This is a genomic window from Dactylosporangium sp. NPDC049742 (genome assembly GCF_040674675.1).
Classification (GTDB): domain Bacteria; phylum Actinomycetota; class Actinomycetes; order Mycobacteriales; family Micromonosporaceae; genus Dactylosporangium; species Dactylosporangium maewongense.
The window spans coordinates 40,509-55,223 of the sequence record NZ_JBFANF010000042.1; the positions used below are offsets into that span (position 1 = coordinate 40,509).

Sequence of the window (14,715 nt, forward strand, 5' to 3'; positions counted from 1 at the left end):
GCGAAAGCCGAGAAAGAGGTCATGCGCTCACCGTGTAGCCGAACGGCAGCTCCAGCCGGTGCCGTTCGAGCAGCTCGGCGTCGGCGAGCAGCTCCCGGGTCGGGCCGTCGGCGGCGATCCGGCCGTCGTCGAGGATGACGGAGCGGGGGCAGAGCTCCAGGGCGTACGGCAGGTCGTGGGTCACCATCAGCAGCGTGACCGGCAGCGACCGGAGGATGGCGGCCAGCTCCCGGCGCGACGCGGGGTCGAGGTTGGACGACGGCTCGTCGAGCACGAGGATCTCCGGCCGCATCGCGAGGACGGTGGCGACGGCGACCCGGCGGCGCTGCCCGAAGGACAGGTGGTGCGGGGCGCGGTCGCGGGCGAAGGCCATCCCGACCGCGTCGAGGGCCTCGTCGACGCGCGCGGCCAGCTCGGCGCCGCGCAGGCCGAGGTTGGCCGGGCCGAAGGCGACGTCCTCGGCGACGGTCGGCATGAAGAGCTGGTCGTCGGGGTCCTGGAAGACGATCCCGACGCGGCGGCGGACCTCCTTCAGCCCGGCCCGGTCGCGCGGCTCGACGGCCAGGCCGCCGACCTCGACGCCGCCCGCGGTCGCCGTGTGGATGCCGTTGAGGTGCAGCACGAACGTGGTCTTGCCGGCGCCGTTGGGGCCCAGCAGGGCGACCCGCTCCCCCTGCGGGACGGTGAGGTCGACGCCGCGCAGCGCCACGTGCCCGTCGGGGTATGCGAAGTGCAGGTCGGTCACCCGCAGGGATGGCGTCACCCGAGCAACGCTACCGTCGCGATCGCGCCGGCGACGACGGGCACCGTGGCGGCCGCGGCCCACTGCCGGGCGGTCGCGCCGTCGCCGGCGAGGGCCAGGGGGATGCGCCCCTCGTAGCCGCGGGAGATCATCGCCAGGTAGACGCGTTCGCCGCGCTCGAAGGCGCGCAGGAACAGCGCGCCGATGCCGGTGGCGAAGCCCTTGATCTGCCACAGGAAGCGCGGGTCGTAGCCGCGGGAGCGCTGCGCGACCCGCATCCGGCGGCCCTCGCCGGCGAGGACGTCGAGGTAGCGCAGCATGAACGTGGCGATGACGGTGATCATCGCCGGGCAGCGCAGCCGGTCGAGGCCGAGCAGCAGGTCGCGTGGGGTGGTGGTGCCGGCGAGCAGCAGCGACGACAGGACGCCGAGGGTGCCCTTGGCGATGATGTTCCACATGCCGTAGAGCCCTTCGACGGACAGGCTCATGCCGAGCCAGTGCACCCGCTCGCCGTGGCCGAGGAACGGCAGCGCGAACGCGAACAGGATGAACGGCAGCTCGATGAGGGAGCGCAGGGCGAGCCAGCGCAGGCCGATCCGGGCGGTGAACGCGACCGCCACGATGACGGCGAGGTAGCCGCCGAACGCCCACAGCGCCTCGCGCGGCGTCGCGACGACGGCGACGGTGAACAGGACGCTGGCGGCGATCTTCACCTCGGGCGCCAGGTCGTGTACCGGCGAGCGCCGGTCCACGAACAGCGCGTGGCTGTGCCCGGCTCCCATGTCAGCCCGCCTGATGCGAGGAGCGCGAGGAACGACCGGCGCGCAGCAGCCAGAAGACGCCACCGCCGATCGCGAACGTGGCGACGACCCCGATCACCCCGGACAGTCCGGTGGAGAGGAAGTCGTTGCCGATGCCGCGCAGCCCGTACCCGGCGAGGGGGCTGTCCTTGGTGGCGTTGTCCGTCTCCGACTGCGCCATGCAGGTGCCGCCGGTGATGTGGTCGTCGGCGTCGAAGGTGCAGCCCTCCCGGGCGACGGAGTCGAGGCCGTCGGGGTGGCCGGAGGCGTAGTTGCTGACCACGCCCGCGAGCAGCAGCGCGGCGATCAGGCCGCTGAGGATGAACCAGGTCGACTTCTTCATACCGTCACCGCCTCGCTGACGACGGGGCGCCGGCGGTTGCGGACGGCGTAGACGAGGTCGGGGCGGACCTTCGCCACGTACGTGACGGTGAGCGCCGTGATGACGCCCTCGCCGAGCCCGATCAGCAGGTGCGTGCCGGCCATGGCGGCGGCGACCGCGCCGAGGGACTTCCCGATGTCGGTGGCGCCGCCGAGGGCGTACTGGAGGACGAAGCCCTGCGCGGCGACCGTCACCGACACGACGCTGGCGATCACGGCGGTCGCGGTCAGCGTCCAGGTGCGCCGGGGCAGCACCCGCAGCAGGGTGGCGACGACCAGGTAGCCGGCGGCGGTGCCGAGCAGCGCCATGTTGGTGATGTTGAGCCCGAGGGCGGTGACGCCGCCGTCGCTGAAGATCAGCGCCTGCACGACGAGGACGATCGTGACGCAGATCGCGCCGAGGTAGGGCCCGACGAGGATCGCGGCGAGGGTGCCGCCGAGCAGGTGGCCGCTGACCCCGGGCAGCACCTGGAAGTTGAGCATCTGCACGGCGAAGATGAACGCCGCGACCAGGCCCGCCATGGGCACGAGCCGGTCGTCGAGCTCGCGCCGGCCCTGGATGAAGCACAGGGCGAGCCCGGCGAGGGCGACACCGGCGAACAGCACCGCGATCTGGTTGTCGATGATCCCGTTGGAGATGTGCATGGCTACCGCAGGCATGCCATGCAGCCTATTGCCGACGCCACGTTGTTGCCAAGAGTTTGCAACAAGGCGCGCACGAACCTCAGGCGAGGATCCTGGTGTTCCTGCTCGTCGGGGTGGCGTCCACCAGGTGAACGCGGTTCCTGCCGTTGTGTTTCGCCTGGTAGAGGGCCTCGTCGGCGCGCCCGACGACCTCGTCGGCGGCCTCCACGCCGTCCCGCCGGACCAGCCCGGCGGAGAACGACTGGCCGTGCGGGGTCACCTCGCGCAGCCGGTCCAGGATCCGTGCCGCCTCCGGCGGGGCGGCGCCGACGAGGAGCACGCCGAACTCCTCGCCGCCGTAGCGGGCCAGGGTGTCGCCGGGGCGCAGCAGCGACCGCCACGCGGCCGACGCCTCCTTCAGCAGCCGGTCGCCGGCCTGGTGGCCGAAGGTGTCGTTGAAGCGCTTGAAGTGGTCGAGGTCCAGCAGCGCCACGCAGACGTCGGCGCCGCTGCGGCGGGCCTTCGTCATCTCCCGCCGCGGCTCCAGGTCCCAGGCGCGGCGGTTGGGCACCCCGGTCAGGCCGTCGTTGTGGGCGAGGGCCTCCAGCTGCGCCGCCTGGTCGCGCACCTGCGCCACCAGGCCGGACATCCTCGCCACGACCAGCAGGAACAGCACGACCGAGCCGGCGCTGATCGCCTTCCAGTCGACGTTCGAGGGGTCGGTGACCCCGTCGTACACGAGCATCGCCGGGGCCAGCAGCGACGTGGTGGCGAGCACCCCGATGCGCTGCTTGTGGAAGCGTTCGGCCCGGTCGGGGGCGACCTCCGACAGCGACCGCATCGACGGGAGACCCGGCCCTTGATGAGGATGTAGACGCCGGTGCGGCGCCGGCAGGTGTTACCAGGTCACCGGCAGCGTCTCGACGCTGCGCACGATCATGCCCTGCTTGAAGCGCAGCTCCTCGTCGGGCACGGCCACCCGGACCGCGGGCATCCGCGTGAACAGTCCGCGCAGCGCCTCCTGCAGCTCCATGCGGGCCAGCTGCGCGCCGAGGCAGTGGTGCACGCCGGCGCCGAACGACAGGTGCGACAGCTCCGCGCGGGTCACGTCGAGGCCGTCGGGCTCGTCGTACACCTCGGGATCCCGGTTCGCGACGGCGAGCGCGGGCAGCACGACCGCCCCCTTCGGGATCGTCACGCCGCCGAGCTCGACGTCCTCGGTGGCGACGCGGGGCAGCGAGGTGGCGCCGTCGCCGAGCTGGACGAAGCGCATCAGCTCCTCCACCGCGCCCGGGATCAGCGACGGGTCGGCGCGCAGCCGGGCGTCCTGCTCGGGGTGGTGCCGCAGGGTCAGCAGGATCATGGTGATCTGGTTGGCGGTCGTCTCGTGCCCGCCGATGAGGATGCCGAGGCTGAGCCGGACCAGCTCCTCCTCGGAGAGCTTGTCCTGCTCGTCGCGGGCCGCGATCAGCGCCGTCATCAGGTCGTCCTGCGGGCTGGCCCGCTTGAGCGCGATCAGGCCGGCGAAGTACTCCCCCATCGCCCGCAGCGCGGCGCCCATGACCCGCGGGTCGGAGCCGGGCCCGCCGAGCAGCGTGTCGGACCAGCCGTGGAACTTCGCCCGGTCGCCGGCGGGCACGCCGAGCATCTCGCAGATCACCCGCACCGGCAGCGCGAGGGAGAAGTGTTCGACCAGGTCGGCGGGCTGCGGCAGCTCCAGCATGGCGTCGATGAGCTCGTCGACGATCCCGGCGGCGCCGGGCCGCAGCTGCTCGACCCGGCGGGCGGTGAAGGCGCGGGCGACGAGCTTGCGCAGCCGGGTGTGCTCCGGCGGGTCCATGCCGGCGATCGAGCCGGTGGCGAGCGCGCCGAGCCCGAAGTCGGCGGCGGAGGCGGTGGAGGCCGCCGCCCCGGCGCGGCTGAACCGCGGGTCGACGAGGACGGTGCGCACGTCGGCGTAGCGGGTCACCACGTAGGCGACCCCGCCGTCGGGGGTGTCGATCCGCGCCACGCCGCCGAGGGCCTCGTCGCGCTGGACCTCGGACAGGGCCGGCAGCGGCGCGTACAGCGTGGGCGCGTCGGGCAGCGGGAAGGGCAGTGTCGTCATGGCAGCTCCCTGCTCCGGAGAGTGACTGCCCGACAACCTATCGAAGTATGGGAATTCCTGCCGCCCCTTGAGTGTCGCCCTGGTCGCCTTCCGGGACGGCGCTCAGCGTGCCGTTCTCCAGGTGCACGAGGTGCCCGGTGACCGCCCGGGCATGCTCGGGCTGCTGCTCGACCAGCAGGACGGTGAGTCCGGTGCGGGTCAGTTCGGCGACGACGGCCCGGACCCGCGCGGCGAGGTCGACGGCGAGGCCCTCGCACGGCTCGTCGAGCAGCAGCAGCCGCGGCTGGGTCAGCAGCGCCCGGGCGATCGCGAGCATCTGCGCCTCGCCGCCGGAGAGCTGGTTGCCCTTGTGGGTGAGGCGCTCGCCGAGTCGCGGCAGCAGGTCCAGGACGCGCTGCCGGGTCCACTCCCCCTTGCGGCGCGACAGCGTCAGGTGCTCGGCGACGGTCAGGCTGGCGAAGACCCGGCGCCCCTGCGGCACCAGCGCGACACCCGCCCTGGCGATCGCGTGCGCCGGTCGCCGGGCCAGCTCGGTGCCGCCCAGCCGGACGCTGCCGGAGCGGGCCTTGACCAGGCCGGCGATGGTGTGCACGAGGGTGGTCTTGCCGGCGCCGTTCATCCCGAGCACCGCCAGGGCCGTGCCCTCCGGCACGGTCAGGTCGACGCCGTGCAGGACGGTGCCGCCGCCGTACCCGGCGTGCAGTCCCTCGATGGTCAGCGTCATGGGGCCACTCCGGCGTAGGCGGCCGCCACCTCGGGTGACGAGCGGGTCTCCGGGACGGTGCCGGTGTGCACGTGACGGCCGGAGTGCAGCACCGTGATCCGGTCGGCGAAGCCGTAGACCAGGTCCAGGTGGTGCTCGACCAGCAGGATCGCGACGGTGAGCGGCAGCGACGCCAGCAGCGACGCGAGGACCTCGACCTCCGGCGGGGCGAGACCCGCGGCGGGCTCGTCGAGCAGCAGCAGGCGCGGCTCCCCCGCCAGGGCCATCGCCAGCTCCAGCTGCCGGCGCTGCCCGTGCGACAGCGCGCCCGCGAGGGTCTGGTCCACGCCGGTCAGCCCGACACCGGCGAGCAGGTCCCGGGCGTGCTCGTGGGCCCTGGCGCGGCGACCGGCACGCAGCCGTCCCCACGGCCGGCGGGCGGCGACGAGCACGTTGTCCAGCGCCGGCAGGCTCGACCAGACGGCCGGGTGCTGGTGGGTCCGGCCGACGCCGAGCCGGGCCCGGCGGGCCGGGCCGAGGCGGGTGACGTCGCGGCCGTCGAGGCGGATGCGGCCCGCCGTCGGCCGCAGCGACCCGGCGACCAGGTTGAGCAGCGTGGACTTGCCGGCGCCGTTCGGGCCGATCAGCCCGACCCGGTCGCCGGGCGCCATCCGCAGGTCGACACCGTCCAGGGCGGCGAGGTCACCGTACCGGCGACCGAGCCCCTGTACCTCGAGCACGTCAGTCATGCGCCGACCGCTTCCCCAGCAACCCCCGTGGCAGGAGGTACACGCAGATGATGAACAGCCCGCCCAGCACCAGCGGCGCGTGGCCGGGCAGCGGCCCGGAGACCCAGTCGCGGGCGGCGACCACCAGGCCCGCGCCGAGCAGCGCGCCGACGAGCGAGGTGGCGCCGCCGATGACGACCGCGAGCAGGACGAGCGCGGAGACGTCGAAGCCGCCGTCGCCGGGCGAGACGTAACGCTCGACGGTGACCAGCAGCGCGCCCGCCGAGCCGGCGAGGGCACCGGCGACCACGTAGGCGACGGTGAGGTACCCGGCGACGGGGTGCCCGCTGGCCCGCATCCGCTGCTCGCCGTCGCGGGCGGCCCGCAGCATCGCGCCGGCCGGCGAGCGCAGCACCAGCAGCACCGCGCCGACCAGCACCGCCACGACGGTGAGGACGTAGAGGTACGTGGCCCGGTCGGTGGTCAGCGTGACCAGCCCCGGCAGCGGGGCCGGGGAGGCGAACGCAAGCATGCCGTCGGTGCCGTTCGTGACCGACTTCCACCGTCCGGCGACGGTCGAGGTGAGCTCGCCGAGCGCCAGGGTGATCATGAGCACGACGACGCCCCGCGCGTAGACCACCAGCGGCGCGGTGACCAGCGCGAACAGCGCCCCGGCCGCGGCCGCGGCGAGCAGCTGCACGACGCCGATCGCGACGTCGTGCCGGACCAGGGTCGCGGCGGTGTAGGCCCCGACGAGGTACGGCGCGGTCTGCCCGAGCGTCGGCAGGCCCGCGACGCCGGTGAGCAGCGCGACGCTGACGGCGAGCAGCCCGATGACGAGGATCCGGGTGAGGGTCTTGGTGGCGTAGTCGTCGAGGACCCACGCGAGGGGCAGCAGCACGGCGATCAGCGCCGGGAACCCCAGCGGCGCCAGCCGCCGCAGCGGGGCCGGCAGCGCGGGGCGCTTGAGCGCGGTCATGCGGCACTCCGTCCGGCTGACAGCAGGCCACGGGCCCGCGCGGACAGCACGACGGCCATCGCGCCGAAGAGCAGGAACGGGGCGTAGTCCCGGGTCGTCTCCGAGGTCACCCCGATGGTCTGGATCTCGCCGACCGCGATCGCGGCGACGAACGCGCCACCGATCGAGCCCATGCCGCCGAGCACCACCACGACCAGGGACAGCATGAGGACCAGGTCCGCGGTGCGCGGCCCGGGGCCGATGATCGGAGCGCCGAGCGCGCCGGCGAGCCCGGCGAGGGCACCGCCCGCGGCGAGGATGCCGGTGCGCACCATGAACGGGTTGACGCCGAGCGTGGCGACCATGTCGCGGTCGTCGACGGTGGCGCGGACCAGGCTGCCGGCGCGGGTGCGGGCGACGACGGCGTAGAGCGCCACCGCGATCAGCGCGGCGACGCCGATGAAGGCGAGCCGGTAGCCGGGGTACGAGTGCCCGGCGATGGTGACCGCCCGGTCGAGGCTCGCGGGGATCCGCACCGGCAGCTCGTCGGGGCCGAACAGGCCGACGAGCAGGTCGCCGGCGACGAGCGCGACGCCGAACGTGAGCAGCGCCTGCGCCAGGTGGCCCCGGCCGGCGAGCGGCACGAGCAGCGCCGACAGGACGGCGCCGCCGGCCGCCGCGGCCACGGCGCCGATGAGCACCGCGGCCGCGAGCGAGGCCCACGACCCGTCGCTGACCTTCGCCGCCGCGTAGGCGCCGAAGGCGAACAGCGTGCCGTGCGCCAGGTTGAGCACGTCACCGACGCCGAAGGCGAGGGTGAGCCCGGCGGCGACGACGAAGAGCAGCAGGCCGTAGGCCACGCCGTCGACCGCCGGGATCAGATACGCGTCCAACTCGGTCAGGCACCGACCGTCGCGAGGTCCTGCACCATGACGTTGGCGAGGGCCCGGCCGTCGTTGCGGACCTGCCGCAGGTACCACTTCTGGATCGGCGAGTGGTTCTTCGGGCCGAACTGCCAGTTGCCGCGCGGCGACGCGATCTGGCCGAGCTTGGCCACGGCGGCGTTGATCGACTCGGGGGTCGGGTTGTCGCCGGCCGCGGCGATCGCGCGGTCCAGGACGGCGGCCGCGTCGTAGGACGCCATCGCGTACTCGGTCGGGGTCGCGTCCGGGTGCTTCTGCTTCCAGGCGGCGACGAACTTGCGGTTCTCCTCGTTGTCGAGGTCCGGCGAGTAGTTGCAGACGTTGAGGATGTTCCGCGCCGCGTCGCCCTGCGCCTGCAGCACCGAGCCCTCGGTGAGGAAGCCCGCGGCGTACAGCGGGATGTCCTTCGCGTCGGACTGCGCGTACTGCTTCACGAAGTCGATCGCGGCCTTGCCGGCGTAGAACGTGTAGACGGCCTTGGCGCCGCTCTGCTTGATCTGCGACAGGTACGGCAGGAAGTTCGTGGTCGCCGGGAACGGCGTCCACGTCGCCTTGCCGTTGACCAGCTGGCCGCCGATCTTCGTGAACTCGGTGGTGAAGCCGCCGACCTGGTCGAAGCCGCCCTGGTACTCCGGCCCGATCGCGAAGACCGGCCCGTTGACCTTGTCCTTGATGTACTGCGCGATGGCCTGGCCCGCGTCGGTGGACATGAAGCTGGTCGTCCACACGCCGCTGAGGTCCTTGAGCTCCGGCCGGCCGTTGGAGCCGATCAGCGGGATCTTCGCCTCGGCGAGCAGCGGCGCGACGGCCGCGACCGAGCCACCGCCGACGATGCCGGTCAGCGCGACGACCTTCTCGTCCTTGATGAGCTTCGTCGCGGCGGGCAGCGCGGTCGGAGCGCCGTCGCCCTCGTCGGCGATCTTCAGGTCGATCGGGTGGCCGCCGAGCTTGTTGTCGTGCATCGACAGGTACAGCTCGAAGCCGCTCTTCAGGTCGGTGCCGACCGCCTGGTAGGTGCCCGTGAGGGAACCGAGGAAGCCGATCTTCAGGGTGGAGGCGGCGGCGCCGCTGCCGGACTTGGTGTCTGCGTCGCCGTCGGCGCAGCCGGCGGCTGCGACCAGCAGACCGGCGGCGAGCACCGCACTGACCAGCGATCGTCGTTGCATGGTTCTCCTATGTGTTCTGCGTTCGCGGTTGGTTCGCGGAGGGGTTCGCGGTGGGGTCGCGGACGTTTCGTTCGGTGACGCGGTTCTGTTCGGTGGCACGGTTCCTGGCGTCGGCGCGGTCGTCGGCGCCGACACGGTCGGGTCAGCGGCGGGCGGCGGTGCGCTGCGCCAGGGCGTGCTCGGTGACGGCGACCAGGATCTCCTTGGCCGACGCGCGGGAGCGGACATCGGCGTTGATCATGGGCACGCCCGGGCTGACCGCGAGGGCGTCGCGGACGTCCTCGAGGTGGTAGCGGGCGGCGCCCTCGAAGTGGTTCACCGCGATGACGTACGGCAGCCGCCGGTTGTCGAAGAAGTCGATGGCGCCGAAGCAGTCGGCGAGGCGCCGCGTGTCGGCGATGACCACGGCCCCGATCGCGCCGCGGCACAGCTCGTCCCACATGAACCAGAACCGCTTCTGCCCGGGCGTGCCGAACAGGTAGAGCACGAGGTCCTGGTACAGCGTGATCCGGCCGAAGTCCATGGCGACGGTGGTGCTGCCCTTGTCCGGCACGAGCGTCGAGTCGTCGTGACCGAGGCTGGCCGCGGTCATCACCGCCTCGGTCGTCACCGGCGGGATCTCCGAGATGGCCCCGACGAGGGTCGTCTTACCGGCGCCGAACCCGCCCGCAATGATGATCTTGACAGCGGTCGGCCGCCCGCGTCCCGGAGCGGTCATGCCGGCGCTCCGCGGACCGTCGGGGCCAGCGCGTCACCGATCCGGTTGGCCAGCTCGGTCATCTCGTAGGACACCTTGCCGACGTCGGCGTGCGGCGAGGCAAGCACCAGCAGCGACGCGCCGTCGGTGAACGCCATGGTGAACATGAAGCCGCCGTCGAGCTGGGTCACGTTGGAGATGACGCTGCCCGCCTCGAAGAACCGCGCCGCGCCGGCGAGCAGCGCGACGAGACCACTGCCGGTGGCCGCCAGCTGGTCGGCCCGGTCGCGCGGCAGCGCGCGGGTGTGGGCCAGGACCAGCCCGTCGGTGGAGATCGCCAGCGCGTGGCTGACATCGGGGGTGCGGGTCGCAAAGTTGTCCAGCAGCCAACCGAGATTACTCGGGTCGGTCACAGAAGTGGTCCTCTCTTGCTGTTCTTGGTGCGTCAGGGAGCCCATCGGATCAGGAGCCGCCGCCCGGCCGGCGGCCGGCCACACCGCGGGCGTAGGCGGACATCGCGGCGGCGACCTTGGTGGGGTCGCGACGCGGTGCGGTGGAGCGTTCCCCCTGTGCCGGCGCGGCCGCGCCGGGCACCAGATGCCGCTGCGGCGCGCGGACCGGCAGGCCGGACGCGGTGACGCTGCTGACGTCCGGCGTGGCCGCCTGCTGGGCGGCACGCCAGCCGACATCGGCGCTGGACTCCCAGTTCGTGGGCTCCTCGGGCGCGGCGTACACGCCCGTGTCGGCGAGCTCGACGGGTGTCTCGGTGCGGAACCAGCCGTTGACCGACTGGAAGATCGGCAGCTCGATCGAGTCGTCGGCGTCGGCGAGGATCGAGGGCACCTCGGGCTCCGGCAGCGGCGGCCACGAACCCGGGCCGGGCGGCATCGGCTGCGGCGCGCGGTACTCCTGCACCGGCGCGTACTCCTGGACCGGTGCCTGGACCGGCGCGTAGTCCTGGACCGGCGCGTAGTCCTGGACGGGTGCGTAGTCCTGCACCGGCGCGAACTCCTGCGTGGGCGTCGCGACCCGGTACTCCTGCGTGGGCACGTCGAACAGGCTCGGCGGCGCGGTCCGCGGCGCGGGCGTGAACAGCTCCGCGGCGACCGGGCGGGCGGCGGGACCGCCCCCGTTGCCACCGCTGCCGTTGCCGTTGCCGCCGCCGCTCTGGGCGTACCCGGCGGGCAGGCTCGCGGTGACGGCCGGCGCGAGCTGCGGCTGCCGCTCCGAGGCCATGATCGGGCGGAACACGTCCTTGGGGATGACCACCTCGGCGAGCGTGCCGGTGTGCTGGCCCGGCCGCAGCTGCACCTGGATCTGGTACCGCGCGGCGATGTGCCCGACCACGGTGAGACCCATGGCGCGGACCGCGGCGATGTCGATCGCGGGCGGCTGGGCGAGCAGCTGGTTGAGCTGCTCGCGGCGCGACGGCGGCAGGCCCACGCCCTCGTCGACGATCTGCAGGATGACCCGGTCGCCGAGGGCCCGGCCGGTGACCCACACCTCGGACTCCGGCGGCGAGTAGCCGGTGGCGTTGTCGAGCAGCTCCGCGAGCAGGTGCACGATCTCGTCGACCGCCTCGGCGACGACCGCGACGTCGTCGTCGACGCTGCCGAACCGGACCCGGGTGTAGTGCTCGATCTGCGAGATCGCGGCCTGCAGGACCTTGCCCATCGGGGCGTCCTCGCGGCGGACGCGCGCGGCGCCGGAGCCGCCCAGGACGAGCAGGCTCAGGTTGATCCGGGCCATCCGGGTGGCGAGGTGGTCCAGCTGGTACAGCTGCTGCAGCCGGTCGGGGTCGGTCTCGTCGCGCTCGACCCGGTCGACCTGGGCGAGGACCGCGTCGACCAGTCGCTGCTCGCGGCGGGACAGGTGGACGAAGATCTCGGCGACGTTGGACCGCATGACGGCCTGCTCACCGGCGATGCGGACCGCCTCGCGGTGGACCGCGCGGAAGGCCTGCGCCACGTCGGCGACCTCGTCCGCGCCGCCGACGACGAGCTTCGCCGAGGCGCGGTCCGCGACCTCGTCCGGGTCGACCGTGCCGGGCGCGGCGGCACGCAGCTCCGCGACGACCGCGGGCAGTTGGTCGTAGGCGACGTCGCGGGCCGAGTCGTGCAGGGCGCGCAGGCGGCGGGTGATCCGCCGGGCCACGACACCGGTCAGGACGATCGCGATGAGCAGCACCAGGGCGACGCCGGCGATCTGGATGCCGGCCTGGGTCATCTGCTCGTCGCGCAGGTCGCCGACCTTCGTCTGGATCGCGTCGTCGACCTTCTGCTGGACCCCGAACAGCAGGCCCGACCAGCCGGACATCGCGTTGATCCAGCCGCCCGTGTCCAGGGTGAACCGCTCACCGGGCCGGGTGCGGTTGACCTGGTCCTGCAACCGCTGCGCGGCGATGACCTGCTCGCCGGTGCTGGCCTGCTCGTACCAGCTGCGCCACTCGGCCGGGGCGAGGTCGTTGAACTGGACCGTCGCCTCGACGAAGCTCGTCCGGGTGGCGGTGATCTCCTGCTGGAGCGCGGGGGTCAGCTCGGTCGCCGCGACGGCGCGCAGCACGGCCGCCTGCTGCTGGCCGAGGGCCTCCGCGGCGCGCGACAGGGCGGCGGCGGCGCGGATCTGGTCGGCGAGCTCGGTCGGGGCGCCGGAGCGGGCCACCGACTCCCGGTAGGACAGCAGGTCGGCGATGAGGATCCGGTAGCTGAACGCGATACCGGACACCGACGCGCGGGCGTCCTTGCGGACCTGCTCGCGCAGCTGCGCCAGGCCGTCGAGGTTCGAGTCGACGCGGCGGACCACGTCCGGCACGTCGCTGATGCCGGCGCGGCTCCTGCGGTAGGCCGTGACGTTGTCGTCGGTGATCATCACCTGCGACGAGTACGCCTCCAGCTGCGCCGGGTTCGGGTTCAGCAGCACGTTGACGGCCGCGGCCCGCTCGCGCTGCAGCGCGTGGGCGAGGCCGCCGGCGTCGGAGGCGAGCGCCGAGAGGTCCTGCAGCTGCCGGCTGCGGTTCACCTGTTGGACGGTGGTCACCAGGGCGATGCCGGCGAACACGACGACGGCAACGAGCGGCACGCCCACGATGAGGCGGAGCTGGTCGATGATGCGCCGGCCGGGCCGTTCGCGCCGCCCTGCCCGCTGGTCGCGCTCAGGCGCGGCCGGGGCGGCGGCGTGACGGGTCGGCCGACGATCGGGACTCAGCCGAGGGTCGCGCTCCTGTCTTGGGACGGGCAGCGACGACGTGCTCTGGCTTTGGGTCACGAAGAGTCCCCGCAGGCATCCGAGATTGACAATACGGGTCAGTCCTGACAAGCAGGCGCATGACGTTGAGCACAATCACAGCTCGGCCGATCCGTGTCAATACCGATGTCGCCCGCGCGCCGCCGATCGCCTTGTTTTTCCTCATCCGTTGGGTTGGTGTACACGAACCCATACGGACCCTAACGGCTGCCACGGGGCCGACTTCCGCTGGCCACGGGACGCCGGGCGCAACGGCGACGTTTCCAGGTTTTTACGGGACGGAAATACTCACAGAACGCATCGTCGACAGCACAAAGGGTAAGTATTTGCCGTAGGTCACATAATCTCGTGCCAATGTCCTATGGGGTTGCGAATACTTTGTTGGCGATCCGGACCTGGTTCTCGTCAAGGCAGGTCCGGCCGCGGAAGCCGAGCCGGCGCAGGACCACGCCGGACGGTTCGCAATCGGTGCCGGGCGGGCACGCCGCGGCGATCGGCGGCGCCAGCCGGGCCGCCGCGCCGGCCATCACGACCATCGACCGGGCCCACAGCAGCTCGCGCTCGTCGTCGCCCGGCTCGACCAGCAGCTGCCGGGCCAGGGGACCCTCGGCGAGCTGGAGCCGGGCGACCCGCGGGGCGCGGGCGATCTCGGCGGCCTGCAGGACGGCGGCGGCGGTCGCCAGGCGGGGAACGACGGCGATCCGGCCGACCGGCAGCCGGGCCGCCTCCTCGGCCTCGGCGATGACGGCACTGAGGGCGGCGATCTCGCTGGCCGACTCGGCGGCGACGCAGACCCCGGTCAGCGCGGGCGAGACGACGACCCGCAGCGCCTGCCGGCCCCGCTCCGTCGCGTCCAGCCGGACCCAGACCGCCTCCCGGGCCGCGTCCACGATCCAGCCGCCGACGGCGGCGGGGTCAGCGGCGCCGCCGAGGTCGACCACCAGGGCGTCCGCCTCACTGGTACCGATGCTTCCGACATTTCGGATATCGGGGATATACAGCCACGACCGCATAGTTCGATCATCGGTCGGAAGTGCGCGCGGCGCACGTCGTGCGGTGCGTTTTGACCGTTTAGCCCTTCTTGCGACCGGGTATGCATGCACGCTGAATGGTGACCGCGACGACAGGGGGAGTCATGGCATCCGACGCCGTCACGCTGATCATGAACGACCACCGGCTCATGGAGCAGCTTTTCGACCGGCTCCGAGCCGGCTCGGGCGACCGGCAGCTGCTGCTCGACGAGATCGCCGCGCGGCTCACCGCGCACAGCCACGCCGAGGAGCAGCAGGTGTACCCGTCGCTGCCCGACGAGGTCGCGCATCGCGGCGCCGACGAGCACCACGAGGCGGAGCGGATGCTCCACGACCTGCAGCGGATGGGCCCGGAGGACGAGTCGTTCAACGACCGCCTGGAGGACTTCATCGCCACCGTCGGCCGCCACGTCGAGGAGGAGGAGACGTCGACGCTGCCCACGCTGCGCGAGTCCGTCGACGCGGCCCGCCTCACCGAGATCGGCGCCGCCTTCGAGCAGGTCCGCCTGGAGGAGCTGGCGGTCGCCGGCATCAGCGTCGGCTGAGCCCGGCCCGCGCGCCCGGACACGCGTCCTGAGCGCGCTCGCGGGCCGGGCCGGCACCGGAATCCGG

The 14,715-nt window shown here is 73.0% G+C and carries 16 protein-coding genes; 1 reads left to right on the forward strand and 15 read right to left on the reverse strand.

The annotated features are described in order from the left end of the window. Positions 1-19: 19 nt before the first annotated feature. From AB0J72_RS38460 to AB0J72_RS38530, 15 genes are all read right to left on the reverse strand, one after another. Positions 20-763 (reverse strand): energy-coupling factor ABC transporter ATP-binding protein, encoded by a 744-nt coding sequence (locus tag AB0J72_RS38460; protein ID WP_363408117.1) that lies wholly within the window; start codon positions 761-763, stop codon positions 20-22. Then, complete coding sequence (gene cbiQ / locus AB0J72_RS38465; protein WP_363408120.1) at positions 760-1,524, reverse strand: cobalt ECF transporter T component CbiQ; 765 nt, start codon at positions 1,522-1,524, stop codon at positions 760-762. Before cbiQ ends, AB0J72_RS38460 begins: the two co-directional genes overlap by 4 nt. Before the next feature lies 1 nt (position 1,525). Beyond that, complete coding sequence (locus tag AB0J72_RS38470) at positions 1,526-1,885, reverse strand: PDGLE domain-containing protein (RefSeq protein WP_363408123.1); 360 nt, start codon at positions 1,883-1,885, stop codon at positions 1,526-1,528. Next, positions 1,882-2,583 (reverse strand): energy-coupling factor ABC transporter permease, encoded by a 702-nt coding sequence (locus AB0J72_RS38475; protein ID WP_363408125.1) that lies wholly within the window; start codon positions 2,581-2,583, stop codon positions 1,882-1,884. Before AB0J72_RS38475 ends, AB0J72_RS38470 begins: the two co-directional genes overlap by 4 nt. 64 nt (positions 2,584-2,647) lie before the next feature. Then, entirely contained in the window at positions 2,648-3,388 is a 741-nt protein-coding gene (locus AB0J72_RS38480) for a GGDEF domain-containing protein (protein ID WP_363408128.1), read from the reverse strand. A gap of 57 nt (positions 3,389-3,445) precedes the next feature. Then, on the reverse strand, positions 3,446-4,654 hold the full coding sequence (locus tag AB0J72_RS38485; protein WP_363408131.1) for a cytochrome P450: 1,209 nt from the start codon (positions 4,652-4,654) through the stop codon (positions 3,446-3,448). A gap of 37 nt (positions 4,655-4,691) precedes the next feature. Next, entirely contained in the window at positions 4,692-5,378 is a 687-nt protein-coding gene (locus AB0J72_RS38490) for an ATP-binding cassette domain-containing protein (RefSeq protein ID WP_363408134.1), read from the reverse strand. Continuing rightward, positions 5,375-6,106: an ABC transporter ATP-binding protein gene (locus AB0J72_RS38495; RefSeq protein ID WP_363408137.1), complete on the reverse strand. Its 732-nt coding sequence runs from the start codon at positions 6,104-6,106 to the stop codon at positions 5,375-5,377. Before AB0J72_RS38495 ends, AB0J72_RS38490 begins: the two co-directional genes overlap by 4 nt. Further along, positions 6,099-7,064, reverse strand: coding sequence for a branched-chain amino acid ABC transporter permease (locus AB0J72_RS38500; protein ID WP_363408140.1), 966 nt, complete (start codon positions 7,062-7,064; stop codon positions 6,099-6,101). The genes AB0J72_RS38495 and AB0J72_RS38500 overlap by 8 nt, the downstream gene beginning before the upstream one ends. Next, positions 7,061-7,936 (reverse strand): branched-chain amino acid ABC transporter permease, encoded by an 876-nt coding sequence (locus AB0J72_RS38505; protein WP_363408143.1) that lies wholly within the window; start codon positions 7,934-7,936, stop codon positions 7,061-7,063. The genes AB0J72_RS38500 and AB0J72_RS38505 overlap by 4 nt, the downstream gene beginning before the upstream one ends. A 5-nt stretch (positions 7,937-7,941) precedes the next feature. Further along, positions 7,942-9,132 (reverse strand): ABC transporter substrate-binding protein, encoded by a 1,191-nt coding sequence (locus AB0J72_RS38510; protein ID WP_363408146.1) that lies wholly within the window; start codon positions 9,130-9,132, stop codon positions 7,942-7,944. 142 nt (positions 9,133-9,274) lie between these two features. Then, positions 9,275-9,850: an ATP/GTP-binding protein gene (locus AB0J72_RS38515; RefSeq protein ID WP_363408149.1), complete on the reverse strand. Its 576-nt coding sequence runs from the start codon at positions 9,848-9,850 to the stop codon at positions 9,275-9,277. After that, positions 9,847-10,242, reverse strand: coding sequence for a roadblock/LC7 domain-containing protein (locus AB0J72_RS38520; RefSeq protein WP_360562741.1), 396 nt, complete (start codon positions 10,240-10,242; stop codon positions 9,847-9,849). The genes AB0J72_RS38515 and AB0J72_RS38520 overlap by 4 nt, the downstream gene beginning before the upstream one ends. Before the next feature lie 49 nt (positions 10,243-10,291). Next, positions 10,292-12,907, reverse strand: a complete 2,616-nt coding sequence (locus AB0J72_RS38525; protein WP_363408152.1) for a nitrate- and nitrite sensing domain-containing protein — start codon at positions 12,905-12,907, stop codon at positions 10,292-10,294. Between the two features lie 524 nt (positions 12,908-13,431). After that, complete coding sequence (locus tag AB0J72_RS38530) at positions 13,432-14,085, reverse strand: aldolase/citrate lyase family protein (protein WP_363408155.1); 654 nt, start codon at positions 14,083-14,085, stop codon at positions 13,432-13,434. A 122-nt stretch (positions 14,086-14,207) separates the two neighbouring features. Between AB0J72_RS38530 and AB0J72_RS38535 the strand changes: the two genes are divergently transcribed. Beyond that, entirely contained in the window at positions 14,208-14,648 is a 441-nt protein-coding gene (locus AB0J72_RS38535; RefSeq protein WP_363408158.1) for a hemerythrin domain-containing protein, read from the forward strand. The last annotated feature ends 67 nt before the right edge of the window (positions 14,649-14,715 follow it).

What these genes read in the sequence shown, in the direction of transcription:
- cbiQ (WP_363408120.1), bottom strand. Translation starts at nt 1,524, where the DNA reads ATGGGAGCCGGGCACAGCCACGCGCTGTTCGTGGACCGGCGCTCGCCG.
- AB0J72_RS38470 (WP_363408123.1), bottom strand. Translation starts at nt 1,885, where the DNA reads ATGAAGAAGTCGACCTGGTTCATCCTCAGCGGCCTGATCGCCGCGCTG.
- AB0J72_RS38475 (WP_363408125.1), bottom strand. Translation starts at nt 2,583, where the DNA reads ATGCCTGCGGTAGCCATGCACATCTCCAACGGGATCATCGACAACCAG.
- AB0J72_RS38480 (WP_363408128.1), bottom strand. Translation starts at nt 3,388, where the DNA reads ATGCGGTCGCTGTCGGAGGTCGCCCCCGACCGGGCCGAACGCTTCCAC.
- AB0J72_RS38485 (WP_363408131.1), bottom strand. Translation starts at nt 4,654, where the DNA reads ATGACGACACTGCCCTTCCCGCTGCCCGACGCGCCCACGCTGTACGCG.
- AB0J72_RS38490 (WP_363408134.1), bottom strand. Translation starts at nt 5,378, where the DNA reads ATGACGCTGACCATCGAGGGACTGCACGCCGGGTACGGCGGCGGCACC.
- AB0J72_RS38495 (WP_363408137.1), bottom strand. Translation starts at nt 6,106, where the DNA reads ATGACTGACGTGCTCGAGGTACAGGGGCTCGGTCGCCGGTACGGTGAC.
- AB0J72_RS38500 (WP_363408140.1), bottom strand. Translation starts at nt 7,064, where the DNA reads ATGACCGCGCTCAAGCGCCCCGCGCTGCCGGCCCCGCTGCGGCGGCTG.
- AB0J72_RS38510 (WP_363408146.1), bottom strand. Translation starts at nt 9,132, where the DNA reads ATGCAACGACGATCGCTGGTCAGTGCGGTGCTCGCCGCCGGTCTGCTG.
- AB0J72_RS38515 (WP_363408149.1), bottom strand. Translation starts at nt 9,850, where the DNA reads ATGACCGCTCCGGGACGCGGGCGGCCGACCGCTGTCAAGATCATCATT.
- AB0J72_RS38530 (WP_363408155.1), bottom strand. Translation starts at nt 14,085, where the DNA reads ATGCGGTCGTGGCTGTATATCCCCGATATCCGAAATGTCGGAAGCATC.
- AB0J72_RS38535 (WP_363408158.1), top strand. Translation starts at nt 14,208, where the DNA reads ATGGCATCCGACGCCGTCACGCTGATCATGAACGACCACCGGCTCATG.